The following is a 16,538-nucleotide window of genomic DNA, read 5'->3' as shown; positions in this document are numbered from 1 at the left end:
CTCTGAATCATTTTGTTGTCATCCAAGAGCTTCTTAAAGCCCAAGGAGGTGTATTGGTGTATTGGTAGCCTCGATCGCTATGAAGCATCGGGCTGCTTTCTGGAGCTGCTTGTACGGCCAGTTTCAACGTCTGGAATACAAGTGGATTGTTATTGGAACGCCTTAATACATAGGAGTCGATGGGTTTATCATGAAGATCGAGAATAGCGCTCAAATACGTTTTCTGGCCATTTCCGTACTTGAATTCCGTTACATCGTGAGCCACATTTCATTCAGAGCATCTGAATCAAACTCGGACAAGTGGACTTTTACCGGCCCCTCTATTAACAGGGTTGATCGGCTTTTAGGAGCTACATAAGGGTTTGATAAATATCGCTTCAATAATCATTAAGAGCAGCATATGCAAATCGGATCCCAGGGACAATCGTAAAGAGGAATTCCTGCATGTTTCTGCTTCGGAGTTGTAAATTTATTCAAGTTACATTGCCTTCAGGTAGATATACGGTAAATATAGTACCTTCATCAGGCTGACTCGCAACGCGGATGAAGCCCCCGTGGGCTCTTATAAAATGATGGACGATGGATAATCCGAGCCCCGTACCACCTGTATGCCGCGAGCGCGCTTCTTCTACTCGGTAAAATCGATCGAATAGGTGGGGCAACTCCTCCGCCGGTATTCCGATGCCGGTGTCGATCACCGAGACACACGTAAAGAAATCATTCCGGTCAATGACCCGGTCTTCGATTTTAACCGTAATCTTCCCTCCACGAGGCGTATAACGAATCGCATTGGTCAGCAAATTAATGAAAACCTGCGTGATCCGTCTCGCATCGACCATCACGGTAACCGGTCTTGAATTCGTACAGAGGCGAATATCCAAACCTTTTTCTTCTGCTTCGTATCTCACGTCATCCACGATTCGTTCCAGGTGTGCAGTCAGATCGAGCGGTTTGCGATCGAGCGACAACCTGCCCGCTTCGGCGAGCGATAAGACATGAAGGTCGTCCACAAGCTGGTTGAGCCGGATGACCTCGTCATGAAGTCGAAGCAGCATTTCTGGCGAGATATGATGACCGGCCTGCTGATAATTTTCCAGTTTAAGCTGCATAACGGACAGCGGCGTGCGAAGCTCATGAGCGACATCAGCCACCAACCGTCTTCGGGCTTCTTCGGCTTCACGCAGGCGAAACGTCATATCATTGAACGTTTGGGCGACTTTTCCATACTCATCTTTCGTATCTACAGGTACTTTAACGTTCAGGTCACCCTGCGCCACGCGCTCTATGGCGGCTATAAGCTTTTTGAGCGGGTGGGTCAGAACCCCCGATAACCAAAAACTGAAGAGCAACCCGATCGCGACAAAAAAGAGCAACCGCGCGCCATGCGTGACTTGAAGCAGTGCTTCCAGCCGCGTGTTGCCAAGGAAAAAAGATTTAAAGATTTCGAATTGCTCTTCGGGCGCGGCGCTCAAGTAGTCGGCATTGATTTGTTCCCTTTGAAATTGATCGAACAAGTCGGCTGTGTAGACTTGCGTTGTCAGAGAGAAAGTGAAACTTATAATGAGCACGAGCAGTACCATATAGGTGAATATTTTCATGCGGACCGTCATCTTCATGAGCGTCCACCGAATCGGTAACCGAAACCGTATACCGTTTGAATATAACGGGGATTGGCCGGATCATCTTCCAGCTTGCGGCGAAGATTCCGGATATGGGAATCCATCGTTCTTTCGTATCCCATGTATTCATCTTCCAAAGCAGTCTTTAACAATTGCAAACGGCTGAAGACGATACCGGGACGAACTGCCAGCGTGAACAGAATTTTGAACTCGGTCGGCGTCAATTGGACTTCCTGACCGTCTTTGAACACCTGACATTTGGCCTCGGAAATGATCAGGTTGTCTCTTTCCAAGAACATCGACCTGTCTTCAGGTCCGCGCAGGCGGCGTAGTAGAGCCCGGATGCGAGAAGCGAGCTCGCGCAAGCTGAACGGCTTCGTTAAATAATCATCTGCGCCGATTTCAAGACCGACGATTTTATCGGATTCATCCGATCGGGCCGTAACCATAATAATGCCGCAATGTGACGTTTGCCTTATTTCGCGGCAAACGTCGATTCCGCTTTTCCCGGGGAGCATCCAATCCAGCACGACGAGATCTGGCCGCTCAGACTGGGCAATTAGGAGCGCTTCCTTGCCGGTACAGGCGGTCAATACCCGGAACCCTTCACGCTGCAAATAAGTTAGCATCTCCTCCAGCATGCCCGGTTCGTCCTCCACAAGCAACAATTTTGTTTCCATTCCCACCACATCTTTCCCCTGTAGTCTGCTTCCATCGACGAGAGTGATATCGCTTACCGAAATTATACCGTGATTTGGCAGGTTCTTAAAGAAATGCACACAAAGAGAGGAAGATCTGCATAAGTTCTCGACATTTGTTGTGTAAACTGGCTGTAAAAGGAGAGAAATAATCATGAAAATCAAACTCGTTTCATTCGCAGTTTTTTCGGTATTTCTACTTGTGCCGACGATTGCCTTTGCTGAAGGGACTGGTGTTGGTTATGGTAGTATCACCCCCGGGCGGCTCTTGACTTTCGCGGCTGGGTTGATTGGGCTAAGCAGCGCGGTTGTTGCTGGGATCGCTCGCGCCCGTCCAACCAGTCGTTTTGCCACTGGTCAATGGCCTGTTATGTCCATCGTGTTGAGTCTGTTTTGTGTGCTTCTCTCTGCGTTTCATCTTGCCGTTACTCCTAGTGGTTTCAACACTGGTAACGGACGTGCTGGAGCGATCCTAGCGATCGCGATTGGATTGATCGGCTTGGTGCTTGCTGGAATGGCTTGGACCCGCTCTCTTTGTGACAAATAATTCGACACTTTTTTTCTGTTTCTCTTAAGAACGTGCAGTTAATTTGTAAACTGATCGTGAAAGGAAGGGGTAGCATGAAAATAAAACTCGTTTCATTTGTAATCCTTTGTACATTTTTACTTGTGCCGACGATTGCCTTAGCTGACTCAGCTGAACAAGTCTACGGTTTTACTCCCGCACGAATCAAGATCCTCGTGACCGTGGTGATGGGGTTGGGCAGTGTTGGCATCGCTTGGTTGTCTTTGGCCCGTGCCTCTGATCATTCTGGCAAAGGTAATTGGCGAATTGTGACCCTCGTGGCCATCGCGTTGGCATTGATTTCCTTTTTTATCGCCGGGCCGCATTTTGTTTACACTACCGGCGATATTGGTTCCGGTAATGGGCGAGGTGGTGCCGCATTTTCCGTCATACTGTCGATTATCACGATCGTCCTCTCTGGAATGGCTTGGTTCGCCTCCCGATATCGCATTAGCTGAACCGAAATCTAAGCAATTTCATAAACCAAATATGGTGAATGAACAGAGTGATGAGGCGATGTTCGGTGGTAAGCGTGGCGAAACATGTTTCTGAGCGAAGCGAGTTTTCACACAAAGTGTAAGAGTTTCACTATGACGCTAAAGCGCCAAGTCTCACTATGGTGCACCGTAATCCATGCAAAATAGAGGAAGATTTGCATAAGTTCTCGACATTTGTTGTGTAAAGTGAAAGCTGATATAGATTCAGTTTGTAAAAACAATAAAGAGGAGGAATGAGCATATGAAAATGAAACTAGTTTCATTCGGAATACTCTGTGCACTTCTACTTGTACCAACGATTGCCTTTGCTGAAAATAAAGTCGGATATGTAATCACGACCGGGCGAATCTGGTCCACGGTAGACGCGTTTGTGGGGCTGATGAATGCAATCTTTGCTGGGCTGTCTCTATCCCGCTCCATCCGTCGTATAGGCAATGGTGGGCGAAACGGGGCCATCATATCCGTAGTGGTGGCGCTGATCGTTATTGTCTATGCTTTAATTCATATGACCATGTTCTCTGGTGATTTCGGAACTGGCGATGGAAGAGCTGCGGCTGTCATCGCCGTCGTGACGGGGATCATTAGCATAGTTCTTGCCGGTATCACTCTGATCCGCTCCCGCCGTGCTGGCTGACCTAAATGGGTTTGAATATCTTGATCTGAATTTATCCTTAGGTAAAAGGTTATCTGGTTAATCCAAACCCAGATAACCTTTTTTGAAAAAAAATAAAAAACGCTTTACATACCACTCATATTTCGAGCGATCAACGAAGTGCCACTGAACGAATTTAATCAGCCGTTTAAAATTTATTTTTCTTAGATGGCCCACACAACGTATTGAATGAATAACAAATTTCAACATCGATTTTTCACTACTCTCCCATCACTTTAAAGAAATCTAAGTAAACAGAGGAAAATCCGCATAAGTTCTCGACATTTGTTGTGTAAAGTGAAAGCTGATATAGATTCAGTTTGTAAAAACAATCAAGAGGAGGATGAGCATATGAAAATGAAACTAGTTTCATTCGGAATACTTTGTACAATTCTACTGAAACCAACGATTGCTTCTGCTGAAATGGTTGGCGGTGGTGATGAAATGACCATCGAACAACTCAAGGCCATCGTGGTCGTGGTAATAGGGCTGATTAGCGTAGTCATCAGTCGGCTGGCTATGGCTCGTTCCATCGGTCTTTTCGGCAACGGCAACGGACGAAACTGGTCCATCGTAGCCATCGTGATAGCTGTGTTCAGCATCTATGTCGGCGGGCGGCATCTTTTCGATACCACTGGTTTTTTCGGCACTGGCTACGGGCAAGCTGGGTCCATCGTAGCCATAGTATTGGGGCTAATTGGCGTGGTTCTCGCTTATCTGACTCTAGTCCGCTCCCGTCGCAAAAGCTGACCTAACAATGGGAACGGTTCTCTCGATTGCTGGTGTCAGCTACGCTGGTGAAATAACCACTCTGGGTGTCCAGTCATAAGAATTTTGCTCGACATAAGATCTTCGAAAAAAACGAAAGGAGCCTGGTATGTGGTTTTTCTTGTCTCGCGCTTGCTTGTAAGCGGTAAGTAATGTGTTAATCCCGGTCAGAACACCGACCAGCTTCAACACTCCGTCCAATTCACGAAGAACTTGGTGAATGGATTCTCGCTCGACTTGCTCAGCCCGTCGCAAATCTGGGGAATGGCCGGGCCTTCGCTCTGCAGGTCGTGTCCGGAGGCATCTTGTTCTATCTGCTCCACTACGGCGGCAACAAAATCGTTTCGGCCATCCGCGACAGGCTGTGGCGCAAACTGCTCCGAATGCCCGTCTCATCCTACGACAGCAGGGAGACGGGAGAAACGATCAGCCGGCTTAAAATTCGTGCTGGAGAAGTTTGCGGAAACCGAGATGTAACAACGAAAGTTTAATAAAACTTAAATCAAGTTTAGCTTTGGACAAGTTATCGCCACGAGCAGGGATAGGCCATTGAATTGCACCTTCACTAACGAACGTATATTCGGTATTATTGGAATGGTTATTGTTCCAATATGAAATGGAGGTTCCAATATGATTAGCTTAGGTAAAAGTATGATTCTTCGATATAAAGAATTTATACTCTAAAGGTGAACAATTGCTTAATCACTTCATGCGGCTGCCATCCATACGATCGGCTGCCGTTTTCTGTTGAAGTAAACGGGCAGGTTAATTTAATTTCAAATAAAGGAAAATAGATAAGATATGAGAAATACTAAAGGGATATATTCTACATTTGGAGTATTTGGGGGGAGTCTTCATTGAAATACTTTTATGGAATATTAGCGGTTTTGGGAGTTGTGTTGCCGTATTCGCAATTTCTTCCATGGATCATTCAGAATGGCCTGGATATGTCTCGATTAGTAGAAGAAATAACCCAAACGCGCATTGGATCATTTGCATGGATGGATGTTTTAGTATCAGCAATTGTACTTATTGGGTTCATTCTCTTCGAAGGCAAAAGAAATGGTATGAGGTCGGTATGGTTGCCGATTATAGGTACTCTTGTAGTAGGTGTTTCATTAGGCCTTCCTTTATTTTTATTACTTCGTGAAATACACATCGAGAAGAAATTACAAGGCTGAATTTCAGCACTTTTGAGCTAACGGAGTACGATAGTGTGGAGCTGCCGCAAGGACAGCTCCTCTTTGATGTTCATTGAAGTAACTGGCAGTTTTCTTCGATGGGATATATACTCTTGGAAGGGTAAAATATACAATATTAATGTTGATGTTGATGTTGCTTGAAACATTAAAATCGAATGATGTGAATGCATGGGAGGGTTTAACATGTTCAGATTACTACCTCCAAGTTGGAAGACAGATCGATTGTGTATGGAAATGCCTATTTTACTTTGTATATTTGTTGTATTTGGATTGACATTCACTGGATGTTCCTCATTAATGCGCAAAGAAGTAACAATCGTGCCCCTAACAGAGTATACGCCGAAGCCGAACTTGGAACTAATTCAAAACATTCGCAAAAACAAAGATCCTCGGAATGAATTGTTTGAGGTATATCGTGATCTTACCGTCATTGATATTCATAACCACGATGCTGGAAATCCGAATGCGATAGAAAAGTGGGGGAAATATGGAATTGACCGAATCGTATTATTCGGGGATATTTCAGAGCCTAGCGCTCAGATCACGGATCAACTATCTTGGCAGCAATATCGAAGAGAGCCGTCACATGTTTATCCTTCCTTCGCGGGATTCCCTATTTACGAAGATGAGGGTTTAACCATCGTACGTGATAAATTAGAGCAGGGTTATTTAAATATTGGTGAGATCGCAGCCGCATCCACCAATTCTCCGTTGTTTCAAAAGTAAAGTGGAAGGCTCAGCACCCAAACGACGGGAATTTCCCAAAAATCTATGAATTAGCAGCAAAATACCGTGTTCCGATTCTTTTACATATAGATCCGCCTAATGGTTCGCCGATAACACATCTGGAGGAGGCTTTGGACCAGCATCCAAATACGAATATTATCTTTGGACACGCTAATGCTTACAACTCTCCCAATAATATTAAAACCCTTCTCGAAAAACACTCAAATTTGTACATTGATTTTTTTGCTGGGTTTACTGCTTATAACCCTGACAGCTTCAATAAATTACGGGATTTTATACCACTGATGGAACAATACCCGGACCGCTTTATGTTATCGACTGATTCAGGTTATGGTTTGACCACTGAACAAGCAGCCAATGCATTATATGAAACCATTGATTTGTTTTCCGCAGAAACAGCACTTAAGGTCGCCTATCAAAATTATGAGAGATTAATCGAGCAACAACCGCCGACTGATACTCAAATCCAGAAAATCAAAGAGTTAACCTCCAAGCTTGGTAAAACAGAAAAATATCGTTTGAATAAACGTCTGGCGAACGAATTGATATTTAAGCTCGAAAGTGAGCAAAAATGAAACTATGAGGCAATCCCAAAAGGATGGGATGGTCTTGAAAATTGCTATTCCTTCCGGGTTGTCGTTCGCCACCTCGATTATATGCTGACGTTAACGTCTTCATTTTGCGGTATTTAGTCGGCGATACGCCTTTAGTGTCTCGGAAAATCCGCGAGAACGTATTATACGAGCCGTAGCCAACCTCCATTGCGATTTCAGATACGCTCATCTCCGTTGAAACGAGAAGGCTGCACGCATGGCGGATGCGAAGATCTTGCAAGAAGTGGACGTACGATTGTCCAGTAGCTTTTTTAATGATTTCACTGACCCTGGATATGCTCAGAGAGAACTTCTTGGCTATTCCGCCCAGAGTCAAATTCTCCTGATAATTGCAGTTTATATAGTGGATGATCAGCCATACGGCTCCTGCTGTTTTGCCTGAGGCGGGCTTCCCGTTCGGTGTTGTACCATTCTTCCTCCGATAGCGGTCGAACCGGATGAGAAGCTCCTTCAGCTTAACCTGTAAATAGCTGTTCCGCCATAGTTCGCTGCCAGTGTATTCCTCGATCATTTCCTCAAGCTGGCTGTCCATCCGCGTTTTCTCCTTCCCTTCAAACTGAACGAAGGAAGGCAGCCCTTCGTTACCATTCACCATGCCGTTCATCAGCTCTTCTTGGTTCTGCTCCATGAGCAATTCCATACTGAATCGACAATTGTACAGAATGAGCTCCGATCCCGGATCGGTAAATAATTCATGAATGTGGTACGGCAGCAAAAAAGAAAACGTCCCCGCCTTCATGCGATGCTTTACCCCATTGATCATTTCCCAGCCTGTCCCGCTCTTGACGTATGAAAATTCAAGGTAATCCTGCCGATGGGAAGGGTAGCCTTTCTTCAGTCTATTAATCATCAGCTCGAACTGGAACGGATTGTCTTTCATCGAATAGCCTTTCAAATATCTCGGGAAATGTGACATATTGGCGGGTCTCCTCAGAAAAAATGGGATAAATATCGAAAAACACGATAGGTTTTTTTCCTACGTTTATTTTACCATAAATAAAGTAAGTGAGTGCTTGTAACAGGGAGGAAGAAGTTGAGCAGGAAAACGCAGCGAATCGAATTCCTGCCAAGGCGCCGCATTTGGTCGACTGTGTCTTCGCTTCGGAATTGTGATGCGTTCGGACGGCAAGGCCGATCTTTATAGCGGCATTGGAGATTGCCAGACAGGACGTATTACGATCGACTATCCGGTCGAGGGACATGGGCGTATTGTCTAGAGGTGATCCCACATTATCACAGTCGGCTGTGACGATGACTCCGGGATACATACCAATACTGAATGGGGGAAACCGATATGAAAATGAATTGAATGGCCGCTTTTTCACTACCATTGTTTGCAACCGCTTGCAGCTGCGGTAATGACGGCAAATCGGCCGGCGAGCAGCCCGCAGCTGAGAAGAACACTCCGCCTCAGGTATCGACCGAGCCCGTCACAATCAAATTCGCGCTGAGCATGGGATGGCTTGGACCTGACGAATTCCAGAAGTATGTTGAGGAGCCGATAAAAGCGGTATCCGTACATTACGATCGAGCCTATCGATCTGTCTAACCCGGAATACGGTTTCGATAAGATGATAGCAGCCGGCAACATACCGGATCTGGTGATGACCTCTTCACCGATCATATACCGGTTTGTAGGAACCGGAATGGAAGATAGCATCGAACCGCTGATCAAAAAATTCAATATTGACCTTTCCCGGCCAAACCCGGTCGCCGTAGAATCAGTGAAGTCGGCAAGCTTGCAATACAACTTAATCGATCTTCCATGGACGATCCACTTCAAAGTCGCTTGCCATGCTGGCGGAGTGGGGCAATCTGAAGTCGGGCACATTGGAGAAGCTAGCCAAGGACGGGGATAAGATGAACTGGGACATGGCGTCCCTTCTGAATTTTACCGGGGTGGTCGGCTCAGGCCAGGAGACCGACCTGCACGCTCTGCTAGTGTCCAAATTGGTCAAACATAAAGAACAAACATTCCAGGTCATCTCATTAATCGGCACCGACGAGGTGCAGCAAACCATCAACAGCAGCGGCAGATTGACCGTGCTGAAAAAAAACGACGCCTTCCAAAAAAAGCTTTGGGTCCGCTCTGACAAGCATGAAAGGAAAAAACTTGTATGCGATTTTCTCAGTCGCCGTCTCCCAATCATGTGCCGTCCCTATATGACAACATAGGCTGCACTGCTTTGAACAACGCCGAGAAGGCGGTCGCCTTGAATCAGAAAGACGTCAATACCGCCTTGAGAGACGCGCAGGAGGAAGCAAGCAAAGCGATTCAGTCTCAGCTGGCCAAATAAGTAAACATATTAAAGAGAGCGAACGTATAAGGAGCGCTGAAGCCATGAATATCGTTTATTTCCACACGCATGATACCGGAAGATACATCCAGCCTTACGGGTATGCTGTACCTACTCCTCATTTGCAAAGCTTCGCGGAAGAAGCGGCGCTGTTCCGTCAGGCGTTCTGCGCCGGTCCAACCTGCTCGCCAAGCCGCTGCGGCTTGCTTACCGGAATGGCTCCGCATTCGAACGGGATGATCGGTCTCGCCCATCGCGGCTTCCGGTTGAACGATTGCTCGCAGCACCTCGCTTCGTTCCTTGCCCGGAACGATTATGAAACCGCACTCAGCGGCGTACAACACGAGAATCACGGCGCGGGGGCGGTCAACGAGCTCGGCTACAAGCAAAATCTCAATCTTTTGAACGAAGCGCGTGGAGGCGAAGCGCGCGATTTGCAGACGGCCCGGCTGGCTGCCGAGTTCATCGGCAAGCAGGGGGACGCGCCGTTCTTCTTGACCGTCGGCTTGCATAACACGCATCGCGCGGAATTCGATTTCCCGCAGACGAGCCGCCCGGTCGATTCCCGGTACGTCATGCCTCCGCATCCGATGTACGACACGGCAGCGAACCGCAAGGATATGGCTGGATTTATCGCTTCGGCTGCGGTTGTCGACGAGTGCTTCGGCATTGTGCGGCAGGCCATCAAGGACGCCGGAAAGTGGGACGACACGATTCTCATCTTTACGACCGATCATGGCATCCCTTTCCCCCGAATGAAATGTTATTTGTACGACACGGGCATCGGAGTTTCGCTCATGATGCGTGTCCCGGGCAGGACAGAAGGTCAAGCAATCGACGCGATCGTCTCTCAGATCGATCTGTTCCCGACATTATGCGAGATAACCGGAATTGCCAAACCGAACTGGCTGCAAGGCTGCTCGCTTGTGCCCCTGCTGGACGGCAGCGCATCCGAAGTTCGCAGCGAACTATTCTCCGAGGTGACGTACCATGCCGCTTACGAGCCAATGCGCTGTGTGCGGACGGAACGCTACAAATTGATCCGCTTCTATGACGATCACGATCAGGTAGTCATGTCCAATATGGACAACGGCATGAGCAAACAATTCCTGATGCAGCACGGCATCCGCGAGCGCAGCCGCTCCAAAGACATGCTGTTCGATCTGTATCTCGATCCCGTAGAACGCGAGAACATGATCGACAATTCCGCCTATGCAGGCATTGCTTCCGACCTGACTGAACGGCTGGAAAGCTGGATGCGGTGTACAGACGATCCGCTGCTCGCGGGTCCGGTACCGGCACCTGAAGGAGCGCGTGTCAACCCGCTCGGCAGCTTGCACCCGAACAACTTCGAGTAAACTACTTCGAACCGGCTGATAATAACTTTGCTTTCAACAGATGCCCTAATGGGCATGAAACACTCCCTTGAAGAGGATTGTCGCACCACAATGACGTCTTATAGAGTTGACATATAGACAATGGAGGGTCCCACAATGAAACGAATGAAGATAGTCCATGCAGGCATTCTCGCAGCAGTGCTGCTGGTGAGTGGCTGCTCCGGTCAAACAAGCAGCAAACCAGAAGCCGGCGGAACAGATACTAACTCTGCAAGTGTTAGCACCGAGCCTGTCACGCTGAAACTCTTCGTATCTTACGGCGGCTTTACCGACGTGGAATTCGATTCCTACTTCACCCAGAAGGTCATGAAGAAATTCCCTCATATTACCGTTGAGAAGGTTACCGGCAAACTTGCAGATCTCATAACGGCAGGCGATGTCCCGGATCTAATTATGTCTGGTTTGCCGGGTATCCCGGCATTGCAGGAGTTCAAGATTACGGAAGATCTCAATCCGTATATCAAAAAGTTCGGAACGAATATAGCAAATTTCGACCCGACGCTGACGGAACAAATCAAGAAATTCAGCGACAATGGCGAATTCATAGCGCTTCCTTTCCGTATGAATGTACCTGGTTTGTTCTATAACAAAGATATTTTCGATAAATTCGGAATCCCCTACCCGAAGGATGGTATGACCTGGGAGGAGACCGTCAGCTTGTCGCGTCAGCTGACGCGCAGTGACGGGGATACGCAATATCTTGGAATGTCAACCGGGGGGGCCGACCGAATGGCTATGGGACTTACTCTCCCCTATGTGGACAAGAAAACGAACCAGGCTAACTTGGTCACCGACGGGTGGCAGCGAGTTCTTAACCAGTTCATAGCGATTCACTCCGTCCTGGGCTATGTGAATGACGGTAAATTTGCAGACGTAAACGCAATGTTTCTGAAAGAGAAAGTAGTCGGAATGGCAGCCTATTGGAACGCTGGCATGATCGGGAATATCGAGCAAATGCAAAAAGATGGAACTACGTTTAACTGGGACCTGGTGACGCTGCCTACATTTGACAAAGGGCGCGGATTTGCGTGGCAGGCTGAGGCACACAATCTGCTCATCTCGTCCACAAGCAAACATAAGGATCAAGCTTATCAAGTCATATCCTATATCGCCGGCGACGAGGTGCAGAAGTTCTTCAATAAGAAAGGGAGTATGACCGTGTTGAAAAAGACGGAGGAGGTGAAGAAAGATTACGGCTCGGAGCTCGATTTCTTGCAAGGAAAGAATCTGAACGCTTTCTTCACCTTCCAACCCGGAGTGCATGAGCATACGAAATTCGATCAGAAGGGCCGCGGCTTGATTAACGATGCTTCGAAAGAAGTGATGCTGAAAGGTGTCGATGTCAATACCGCCCTGCGGTCTGCGCAAGAAAAGCTGAACCAGTATATTCAGGAACAGACAGTCAAATAAATGCAAAGCATCGGTCGCACCTGCCTACCGCTGAAGGCGGCCTTTATGTCCACTCCCACGAAAGCGCTTCCGGTAAGCAAGTACGATTCGTTCGCGGATGGTTATATGTCTAATGCCATCGTCCCAATCGTCAAAGAGGAGAAAGATATCAACTCGGCGATGAGAGAAGCGGAAGAACAAATTTCCAAAAAACATTGAAACGAACCGGCAAAATAACTCGGCAATGAAATGGGAAGTAGAGTCATCCAAATATATTCATGTTAAAGGCGTGTGGCTTTCTGCCAATATGGCGTGCAATTGAGGCGGTACCCATTTGAAGAGGAGGAATGATTTATGGTATCCAAACCGGTTAGGAAATCGGCATTGTTCGTTTTATCGGTGGTCCTGATACTGCTCGGATTGGCCACGTCAGAGCAAACCTCTTACGCGGCGTCCGCCGGCACGTTCTACAACCCGATCGTCTCAAGCGGCGCCGATCCGTGGATGATTCAGTACAATGGCGTATATTATTTGACCCGCACCACGGGCAACAACGTGACGATTTGGAAATCGGATTCGATCAGCGGTGTGGAGAGCGGCCCGAAGGTTACCGTTTGGTCCAATGCGAATACGGCGTTTAAGGATATTTGGGCGCCGGAGCTGCATTACTATGACGGCTATTGGTACATCTACTTTTCGGCGGACGAGAACGGCGTTGGTGCTACCCATCGGATGTATGTCTTGAAGAGCGCCACCTCCGATCCGTTCAGCAAGTACACGTTTATCGGGCAGCTGACCGACCCGTCGGATCTATGGGCCATTGACGGGACCGTGCTAACGTATAACGACCGGCTGTATTTTATATGGTCGGGCTGGAACAGCGAGACGGATAAGGTTCAACGGCTGTTTATCGCGCCGATGGATTCGCCCACCCATATCAGCGGCAATCGAGTGCTCATCTCTTCGCCTACGTACAGCTGGGAAACAAGCGCAAAAGCCATTAACGAAGGTCCCGAAGTGTTGCAGCACGGGGGTAAAACGTTTATAGTCTACTCGGCGAACTCCAGCGCGAGTAACGCCTACTGCCTCGGCATGCTGACGCTGGAAGGGGCCGATCCGCTCGATCCCGCAGCCTGGGTGAAAACGGAAACCCCTGTTTTTAAATCGGCAGGGATTGTATACGGGCCCGGGCACAACTCCTTCACCCAATCGGTCGATGGCACCGAGGACTGGATCATCTATCATGCGGCTAAATTCAACGGAGCGGGGTGGACCCGGAACGTCCGCGCACAGAAATTCAGCTGGAATGCCGACGGCACCCCGAACTTCGGCACCCCGGTTTCGACGGACCTGCCGATGGCCTTGCCTTCAGGCGAGACCCTGCAGCGGACCACGTATGAAGCGGAGCAGGCGGCAACAACCAATACCCTCGTCGTCAATGAAGCGAATGCTTCCGGCGGGAAGGTGGTCGGCCATATCGACTACGCGGATAGCTCGGTTCAGTTCAATGTCCAGGTTCCGGTATCCGGTAACTACACGATGTATGTACGCTACGACAACGGAACCGCCGGCGACAGTACACATAACGTTTCGGTAAATAACGGCACAGCGAAAACGATCACGTATCCGAAAACCGGGGGATGGGTGTACCAAAGTATCGCGACGTTAAGCGTTGCGTTGAAGGCGGGCAGCAATACGATCCAATTTACCAAAGGCACCGGCTTCGCGGAACTCGATTGCATCCAAATTCCGGTCATCACGCCGATCACCTCCGCGGCGCTCTCGCCCGAGGCTCCGAATGGTCAACAGGGTTGGTATACGACTCCGGTCACGCTGTGCCTGTCCGCGACGGACCAACTGACCAGCGTAGCTAACACGGTGTATAGTCTGGACGGCGGGAACACCTGGCAAACCTATACGGCGCCGATTCGATTCGATCAAGACGGTACCTACGCCGTCGCCTACCGCTCGGCCGACATCGCGGGGCAAGAGGAGATGGTGAAAACCGTCAGCTTTAAGCTGGACGTGACGGCACCAGCAATCGACATTGCCATGCCGGAGGACGGCCGCAGCTATGAAGATTGCGTGGAATTGACGCCATCGATGACGACAACGGATACGGCATCGGGAGTCGACCCCATCAAGACGACGGTGACGCTGGATACGTATGCTTACAAGCTCGGAACGACCGTTCCACTCTATACATTGTCGCTGGGACAGCACACGCTTACAGTATCTTCGGCGGATAGGGTCGGCAATACCGGAAGCAAAACGGTTGTTTTCCAAACGGTGGCAACGGTCGATTCGTTAAAGGCACTAGTGGCACGTTTTGCCAAGAGCAAGGCAATCGATAATGACGGCATCGCCAATAGCTTGCAGGCCAAATTGAACAACGACAGCTTGCAAAGCTTTGTTAACGAAGTGCAGGCGCAGGATGGGAAACACATATCGCACGAGGCGGCGAACGTTTTGCTTAGGGACGCGAGTTCCCTGTTGTTACAACATTAAGGCAGTGGACCCCCGCACAAAAACGTTACCTGCGCTCCCGCAGCACCTGCTCCACACGCTCCTGCAGGCCCGGATAAGCATCCGGCCGGGCGCCGGCATCCAGCAGCGTCCGGACCATCGCGCCCCAATCCGGCTTCGTATCCGGCCAGCGGCAGACCGGATGGCTGTTCACAGCGGCCCAAACCGCCTGGCCGAGCACCGTAGCGCCGTAGCCGTTCTTCGCCTCAAGCGGCGTGCCACGCTCCACGAGCAGCCGGATTGGCCCCAGCTGCCCGCCGACGGCGGCCCAGTGGAGGCCGGTCATGCCGCGCACCCGCAGGCCGGGATCGTCGTGCCGGTCGAGCATGTACCGGACGACCCCGGTATGGCCGTACTCGCAGGCCCACAGGAAGCCGGCTGCCAGCTGAGCGTGGCTCTGGCCTGCAGGGGCCCATGCTCGTCCAGGAAGCGCCGGACCTGATCGAGCCGCCCCATACCGGCAGCGCCTTCCAGGTCGAGCCGGGCACCGCGTTCGGCGAGATACTGGGCGGCCTGCGGTCGGCCGTTGGCCAGGCAGCCGTTCACGACCGGGGGCTCGCCCGGTGCGCCGTCGTCGGACGCCCCGGCGGCCAGCAGTGTGCCCAGCAGCGCGAGCTGGACACCGGCCTCCGCCGGGAAGAAGCTCGTGGCGCCAGGCTCAACGCCGTATCCCGGCCGTACATGTGCGCCCTCGGAAATGCAAGAAGGTTCCATTTCCCAGATTGCGGCATGGAACTCACTGGCATGCGGGAATAGCTCGTTTTGACTTCATTGACCTAAAGTTTAACGATTGCGCGGCGATGGAACCGATCCATCGTCTTTTTGTTTACGCGGAATTTCTGAGGGCAGGTTAGTCTTGACCACTAGAAAGAAATACCGAACAAACGTTCTTTACCTGTATACCGAATAAGGATAAAATTAACAATAATTAATAAAGTATATGGGGGATTAGTATGGGTGTTAAAGAAGTACTGAACTATGGAAAGACAATCGAAGAAACCAATTAATGAAGGCAAATGGTCTGTTAAAGAAGTAATTGGTCATCTATTTTATTGGGATAAGTTCATCCTGGAGAAGCATGCTCCATTTATGAATCAAGGAGCTGTATTAATCTCTTTTCCGACCATGACGAACATAATAGTGAGGCTATTCAATACATCAGTGCTTAATACAACTAGCTCTTTAATAGATGAGTTTGTTGAGAATAGAAGACAGCTGATTGAAACGATGTCTGGAATCGACAGTGATGTAAAATTTACAATTGGTTCGGGAAAACGCCAATTTACAGTCGAGAAATACCTAAATATATTTATTGACCACGACAATCATCACCTCAAACAAATAAAAGAACGATTAAGTTAACGGATAACGATAACGTGAAGCTGCCAAAAGGACAGCTCCTTCTTGATGTTCATTGAGGTAACGGGCAGATTAATGTAATATCCATCGAACCTGATTCAAGCTAGTGCACCACACCACATGCAAGATTTGATCCGACCTGTTTCATTTTTTTGTATCATTAGGCTTCTACACACACATTTAGGTAATCACCTACGTATCATAAAAC

Annotated in this window: 22 protein-coding genes; 16 read left to right on the top strand and 6 right to left on the bottom strand. The window is 49.0% G+C overall.

Translation table 11 applies throughout. The annotated features are described in order from the left end of the window. Nucleotides 1-7: 7 nt before the first annotated feature. The 3 genes from ACFQI7_RS36160 to ACFQI7_RS36150 all read right to left on the bottom strand — a co-directional run bounded on the left by ACFQI7_RS36160 (nucleotide 8) and on the right by ACFQI7_RS36150 (nucleotide 2,299). Nucleotides 8-265, bottom strand: coding sequence for a DDE-type integrase/transposase/recombinase (locus ACFQI7_RS36160; protein ID WP_218103251.1), 258 nt, complete (start codon nucleotides 263-265; stop codon nucleotides 8-10). A 208-nt stretch (nucleotides 266-473) separates the two neighbouring features. Next, complete coding sequence (locus tag ACFQI7_RS36155; protein WP_218103250.1) at nucleotides 474-1,616, bottom strand: sensor histidine kinase; 1,143 nt, start codon at nucleotides 1,614-1,616, stop codon at nucleotides 474-476. After that, complete coding sequence (locus tag ACFQI7_RS36150) at nucleotides 1,613-2,299, bottom strand: response regulator transcription factor (RefSeq protein ID WP_218103249.1); 687 nt, start codon at nucleotides 2,297-2,299, stop codon at nucleotides 1,613-1,615. The genes ACFQI7_RS36155 and ACFQI7_RS36150 overlap by 4 nt, the downstream gene beginning before the upstream one ends. Nucleotides 2,300-2,471: 172 nt before the next feature. On the opposite strand from ACFQI7_RS36150, the gene ACFQI7_RS36145 reads away from it, so the two are divergent. The 8 genes from ACFQI7_RS36145 (at nucleotide 2,472) to ACFQI7_RS36110 (ending at nucleotide 7,323) form a co-directional block, all read left to right on the top strand. Next, nucleotides 2,472-2,864, top strand: a complete 393-nt coding sequence (locus tag ACFQI7_RS36145) for a DUF6223 family protein (RefSeq protein WP_218103248.1) — start codon at nucleotides 2,472-2,474, stop codon at nucleotides 2,862-2,864. A gap of 74 nt (nucleotides 2,865-2,938) precedes the next feature. Further along, a complete protein-coding gene (locus ACFQI7_RS36140; RefSeq protein WP_218103247.1) occupies nucleotides 2,939-3,340 on the top strand; it encodes a DUF6223 family protein in 402 nt (133 codons plus the stop codon). A 280-nt stretch (nucleotides 3,341-3,620) separates the two neighbouring features. Next, complete coding sequence (locus ACFQI7_RS36135) at nucleotides 3,621-4,013, top strand: DUF6223 family protein (protein ID WP_218103246.1); 393 nt, start codon at nucleotides 3,621-3,623, stop codon at nucleotides 4,011-4,013. Between the two features lie 369 nt (nucleotides 4,014-4,382). After that, nucleotides 4,383-4,781, top strand: coding sequence for a DUF6223 family protein (locus ACFQI7_RS36130; protein WP_218103245.1), 399 nt, complete (start codon nucleotides 4,383-4,385; stop codon nucleotides 4,779-4,781). Nucleotides 4,782-4,999: 218 nt separating this feature from the next. Then, complete coding sequence (locus tag ACFQI7_RS36125) at nucleotides 5,000-5,290, top strand: ABC transporter transmembrane domain-containing protein (protein ID WP_329958308.1); 291 nt, start codon at nucleotides 5,000-5,002, stop codon at nucleotides 5,288-5,290. A 366-nt stretch (nucleotides 5,291-5,656) separates the two neighbouring features. Continuing rightward, entirely contained in the window at nucleotides 5,657-5,980 is a 324-nt protein-coding gene (locus tag ACFQI7_RS36120) for a DUF2834 domain-containing protein (RefSeq protein WP_218103243.1), read from the top strand. A 204-nt stretch (nucleotides 5,981-6,184) separates the two neighbouring features. Further along, nucleotides 6,185-6,727 (top strand): hypothetical protein, encoded by a 543-nt coding sequence (locus ACFQI7_RS36115; protein ID WP_230415743.1) that lies wholly within the window; start codon nucleotides 6,185-6,187, stop codon nucleotides 6,725-6,727. Beyond that, complete coding sequence (locus ACFQI7_RS36110) at nucleotides 6,697-7,323, top strand: amidohydrolase family protein (RefSeq protein ID WP_377518501.1); 627 nt, start codon at nucleotides 6,697-6,699, stop codon at nucleotides 7,321-7,323. Before ACFQI7_RS36115 ends, ACFQI7_RS36110 begins: the two co-directional genes overlap by 31 nt. Here the strand turns inward: ACFQI7_RS36110 and ACFQI7_RS36105 are convergent. After that, nucleotides 7,298-8,278 carry an AraC family transcriptional regulator gene (locus tag ACFQI7_RS36105; protein WP_218103242.1) on the bottom strand — a complete coding sequence of 327 codons (981 nt, stop codon included), beginning with the start codon at nucleotides 8,276-8,278 and terminating at the stop codon, nucleotides 7,298-7,300. The two genes, ACFQI7_RS36110 and ACFQI7_RS36105, sit on opposite strands and share 26 nt — an antisense overlap. Before the next feature lie 196 nt (nucleotides 8,279-8,474). Between ACFQI7_RS36105 and ACFQI7_RS36100 the strand changes: the two genes are divergently transcribed. Then, nucleotides 8,475-8,579 carry a DUF1861 family protein gene (locus tag ACFQI7_RS36100; protein ID WP_377518492.1) on the top strand — a complete coding sequence of 35 codons (105 nt, stop codon included), beginning with the start codon at nucleotides 8,475-8,477 and terminating at the stop codon, nucleotides 8,577-8,579. Between the two features lie 107 nt (nucleotides 8,580-8,686). Here the strand turns inward: ACFQI7_RS36100 and ACFQI7_RS36095 are convergent, their stop codons facing one another. Next, on the bottom strand, nucleotides 8,687-9,046 hold the full coding sequence (locus ACFQI7_RS36095; protein ID WP_218103241.1) for a hypothetical protein: 360 nt from the start codon (nucleotides 9,044-9,046) through the stop codon (nucleotides 8,687-8,689). A gap of 110 nt (nucleotides 9,047-9,156) precedes the next feature. On the opposite strand from ACFQI7_RS36095, the gene ACFQI7_RS36090 reads away from it, so the two are divergent. The 5 genes from ACFQI7_RS36090 (at nucleotide 9,157) to ACFQI7_RS36070 (ending at nucleotide 14,953) form a co-directional block, all read left to right on the top strand. Beyond that, nucleotides 9,157-9,537 (top strand): hypothetical protein, encoded by a 381-nt coding sequence (locus tag ACFQI7_RS36090; protein WP_218103240.1) that lies wholly within the window; start codon nucleotides 9,157-9,159, stop codon nucleotides 9,535-9,537. A gap of 166 nt (nucleotides 9,538-9,703) precedes the next feature. Further along, nucleotides 9,704-11,017: a sulfatase family protein gene (locus ACFQI7_RS36085; RefSeq protein WP_218103239.1), complete on the top strand. Its 1,314-nt coding sequence runs from the start codon at nucleotides 9,704-9,706 to the stop codon at nucleotides 11,015-11,017. Between the two features lie 135 nt (nucleotides 11,018-11,152). Next, entirely contained in the window at nucleotides 11,153-12,466 is a 1,314-nt protein-coding gene (locus ACFQI7_RS36080; RefSeq protein ID WP_218103238.1) for an ABC transporter substrate-binding protein, read from the top strand. Between the two features lie 45 nt (nucleotides 12,467-12,511). Further along, nucleotides 12,512-12,664: a hypothetical protein gene (locus tag ACFQI7_RS36075; RefSeq protein ID WP_218103237.1), complete on the top strand. Its 153-nt coding sequence runs from the start codon at nucleotides 12,512-12,514 to the stop codon at nucleotides 12,662-12,664. 135 nt (nucleotides 12,665-12,799) lie between these two features. Then, complete coding sequence (locus ACFQI7_RS36070; protein ID WP_218103236.1) at nucleotides 12,800-14,953, top strand: family 43 glycosylhydrolase; 2,154 nt, start codon at nucleotides 12,800-12,802, stop codon at nucleotides 14,951-14,953. Between the two features lie 25 nt (nucleotides 14,954-14,978). Here the strand turns inward: ACFQI7_RS36070 and ACFQI7_RS36065 are convergent, their stop codons facing one another. Next, a complete protein-coding gene (locus ACFQI7_RS36065; protein WP_329958307.1) occupies nucleotides 14,979-15,341 on the bottom strand; it encodes an ankyrin repeat domain-containing protein in 363 nt (120 codons plus the stop codon). A 44-nt stretch (nucleotides 15,342-15,385) separates the two neighbouring features. Between ACFQI7_RS36065 and ACFQI7_RS36060 the strand changes: the two genes are divergently transcribed. Together ACFQI7_RS36060 and ACFQI7_RS36055 are read left to right on the top strand one after the other, a co-directional pair. Then, nucleotides 15,386-15,727 (top strand): hypothetical protein, encoded by a 342-nt coding sequence (locus ACFQI7_RS36060; protein WP_218103234.1) that lies wholly within the window; start codon nucleotides 15,386-15,388, stop codon nucleotides 15,725-15,727. A gap of 222 nt (nucleotides 15,728-15,949) precedes the next feature. Beyond that, the gene (locus ACFQI7_RS36055; protein WP_377518488.1) at nucleotides 15,950-16,333 is read left to right on the top strand and encodes a DinB family protein; all 384 of its coding nucleotides are present in this window, start codon (nucleotides 15,950-15,952) and stop codon (nucleotides 16,331-16,333) included. Nucleotides 16,334-16,538 lie beyond the last annotated feature (205 nt).

The sequence above is a fragment of the Paenibacillus allorhizosphaerae genome, assembly GCF_042659105.1.
In the GTDB taxonomy this organism is placed as follows: Bacteria; Bacillota; Bacilli; order Paenibacillales; family NBRC-103111; genus Paenibacillus_G; species Paenibacillus_G allorhizosphaerae.
The sequence above is the reverse complement of the archived record's forward strand: the minus strand, read 5'-3'. Positions and strand labels throughout refer to the sequence as shown.

Bases quoted from the DNA above. Each gene is read 5' to 3' on its own strand.
- ACFQI7_RS36155 (WP_218103250.1), bottom strand. From the start codon at position 1,616: ATGAAGATGACGGTCCGCATGAAAATATTCACCTATATGGTACTGCTC.
- ACFQI7_RS36150 (WP_218103249.1), bottom strand. From the start codon at position 2,299: ATGGAAACAAAATTGTTGCTTGTGGAGGACGAACCGGGCATGCTGGAG.
- ACFQI7_RS36145 (WP_218103248.1), top strand. From the start codon at position 2,472: ATGAAAATCAAACTCGTTTCATTCGCAGTTTTTTCGGTATTTCTACTT.
- ACFQI7_RS36140 (WP_218103247.1), top strand. From the start codon at position 2,939: ATGAAAATAAAACTCGTTTCATTTGTAATCCTTTGTACATTTTTACTT.
- ACFQI7_RS36135 (WP_218103246.1), top strand. From the start codon at position 3,621: ATGAAAATGAAACTAGTTTCATTCGGAATACTCTGTGCACTTCTACTT.
- ACFQI7_RS36130 (WP_218103245.1), top strand. From the start codon at position 4,383: ATGAAAATGAAACTAGTTTCATTCGGAATACTTTGTACAATTCTACTG.
- ACFQI7_RS36115 (WP_230415743.1), top strand. From the start codon at position 6,185: ATGTTCAGATTACTACCTCCAAGTTGGAAGACAGATCGATTGTGTATG.
- ACFQI7_RS36105 (WP_218103242.1), bottom strand. From the start codon at position 8,278: ATGTCACATTTCCCGAGATATTTGAAAGGCTATTCGATGAAAGACAAT.
- ACFQI7_RS36100 (WP_377518492.1), top strand. From the start codon at position 8,475: ATGCGTTCGGACGGCAAGGCCGATCTTTATAGCGGCATTGGAGATTGC.
- ACFQI7_RS36090 (WP_218103240.1), top strand. From the start codon at position 9,157: ATGCTGGCGGAGTGGGGCAATCTGAAGTCGGGCACATTGGAGAAGCTA.
- ACFQI7_RS36085 (WP_218103239.1), top strand. From the start codon at position 9,704: ATGAATATCGTTTATTTCCACACGCATGATACCGGAAGATACATCCAG.
- ACFQI7_RS36080 (WP_218103238.1), top strand. From the start codon at position 11,153: ATGAAACGAATGAAGATAGTCCATGCAGGCATTCTCGCAGCAGTGCTG.
- ACFQI7_RS36075 (WP_218103237.1), top strand. From the start codon at position 12,512: ATGTCCACTCCCACGAAAGCGCTTCCGGTAAGCAAGTACGATTCGTTC.
- ACFQI7_RS36070 (WP_218103236.1), top strand. From the start codon at position 12,800: ATGGTATCCAAACCGGTTAGGAAATCGGCATTGTTCGTTTTATCGGTG.
- ACFQI7_RS36060 (WP_218103234.1), top strand. From the start codon at position 15,386: ATGCTCGTCCAGGAAGCGCCGGACCTGATCGAGCCGCCCCATACCGGC.
- ACFQI7_RS36055 (WP_377518488.1), top strand. From the start codon at position 15,950: ATGGAAAGACAATCGAAGAAACCAATTAATGAAGGCAAATGGTCTGTT.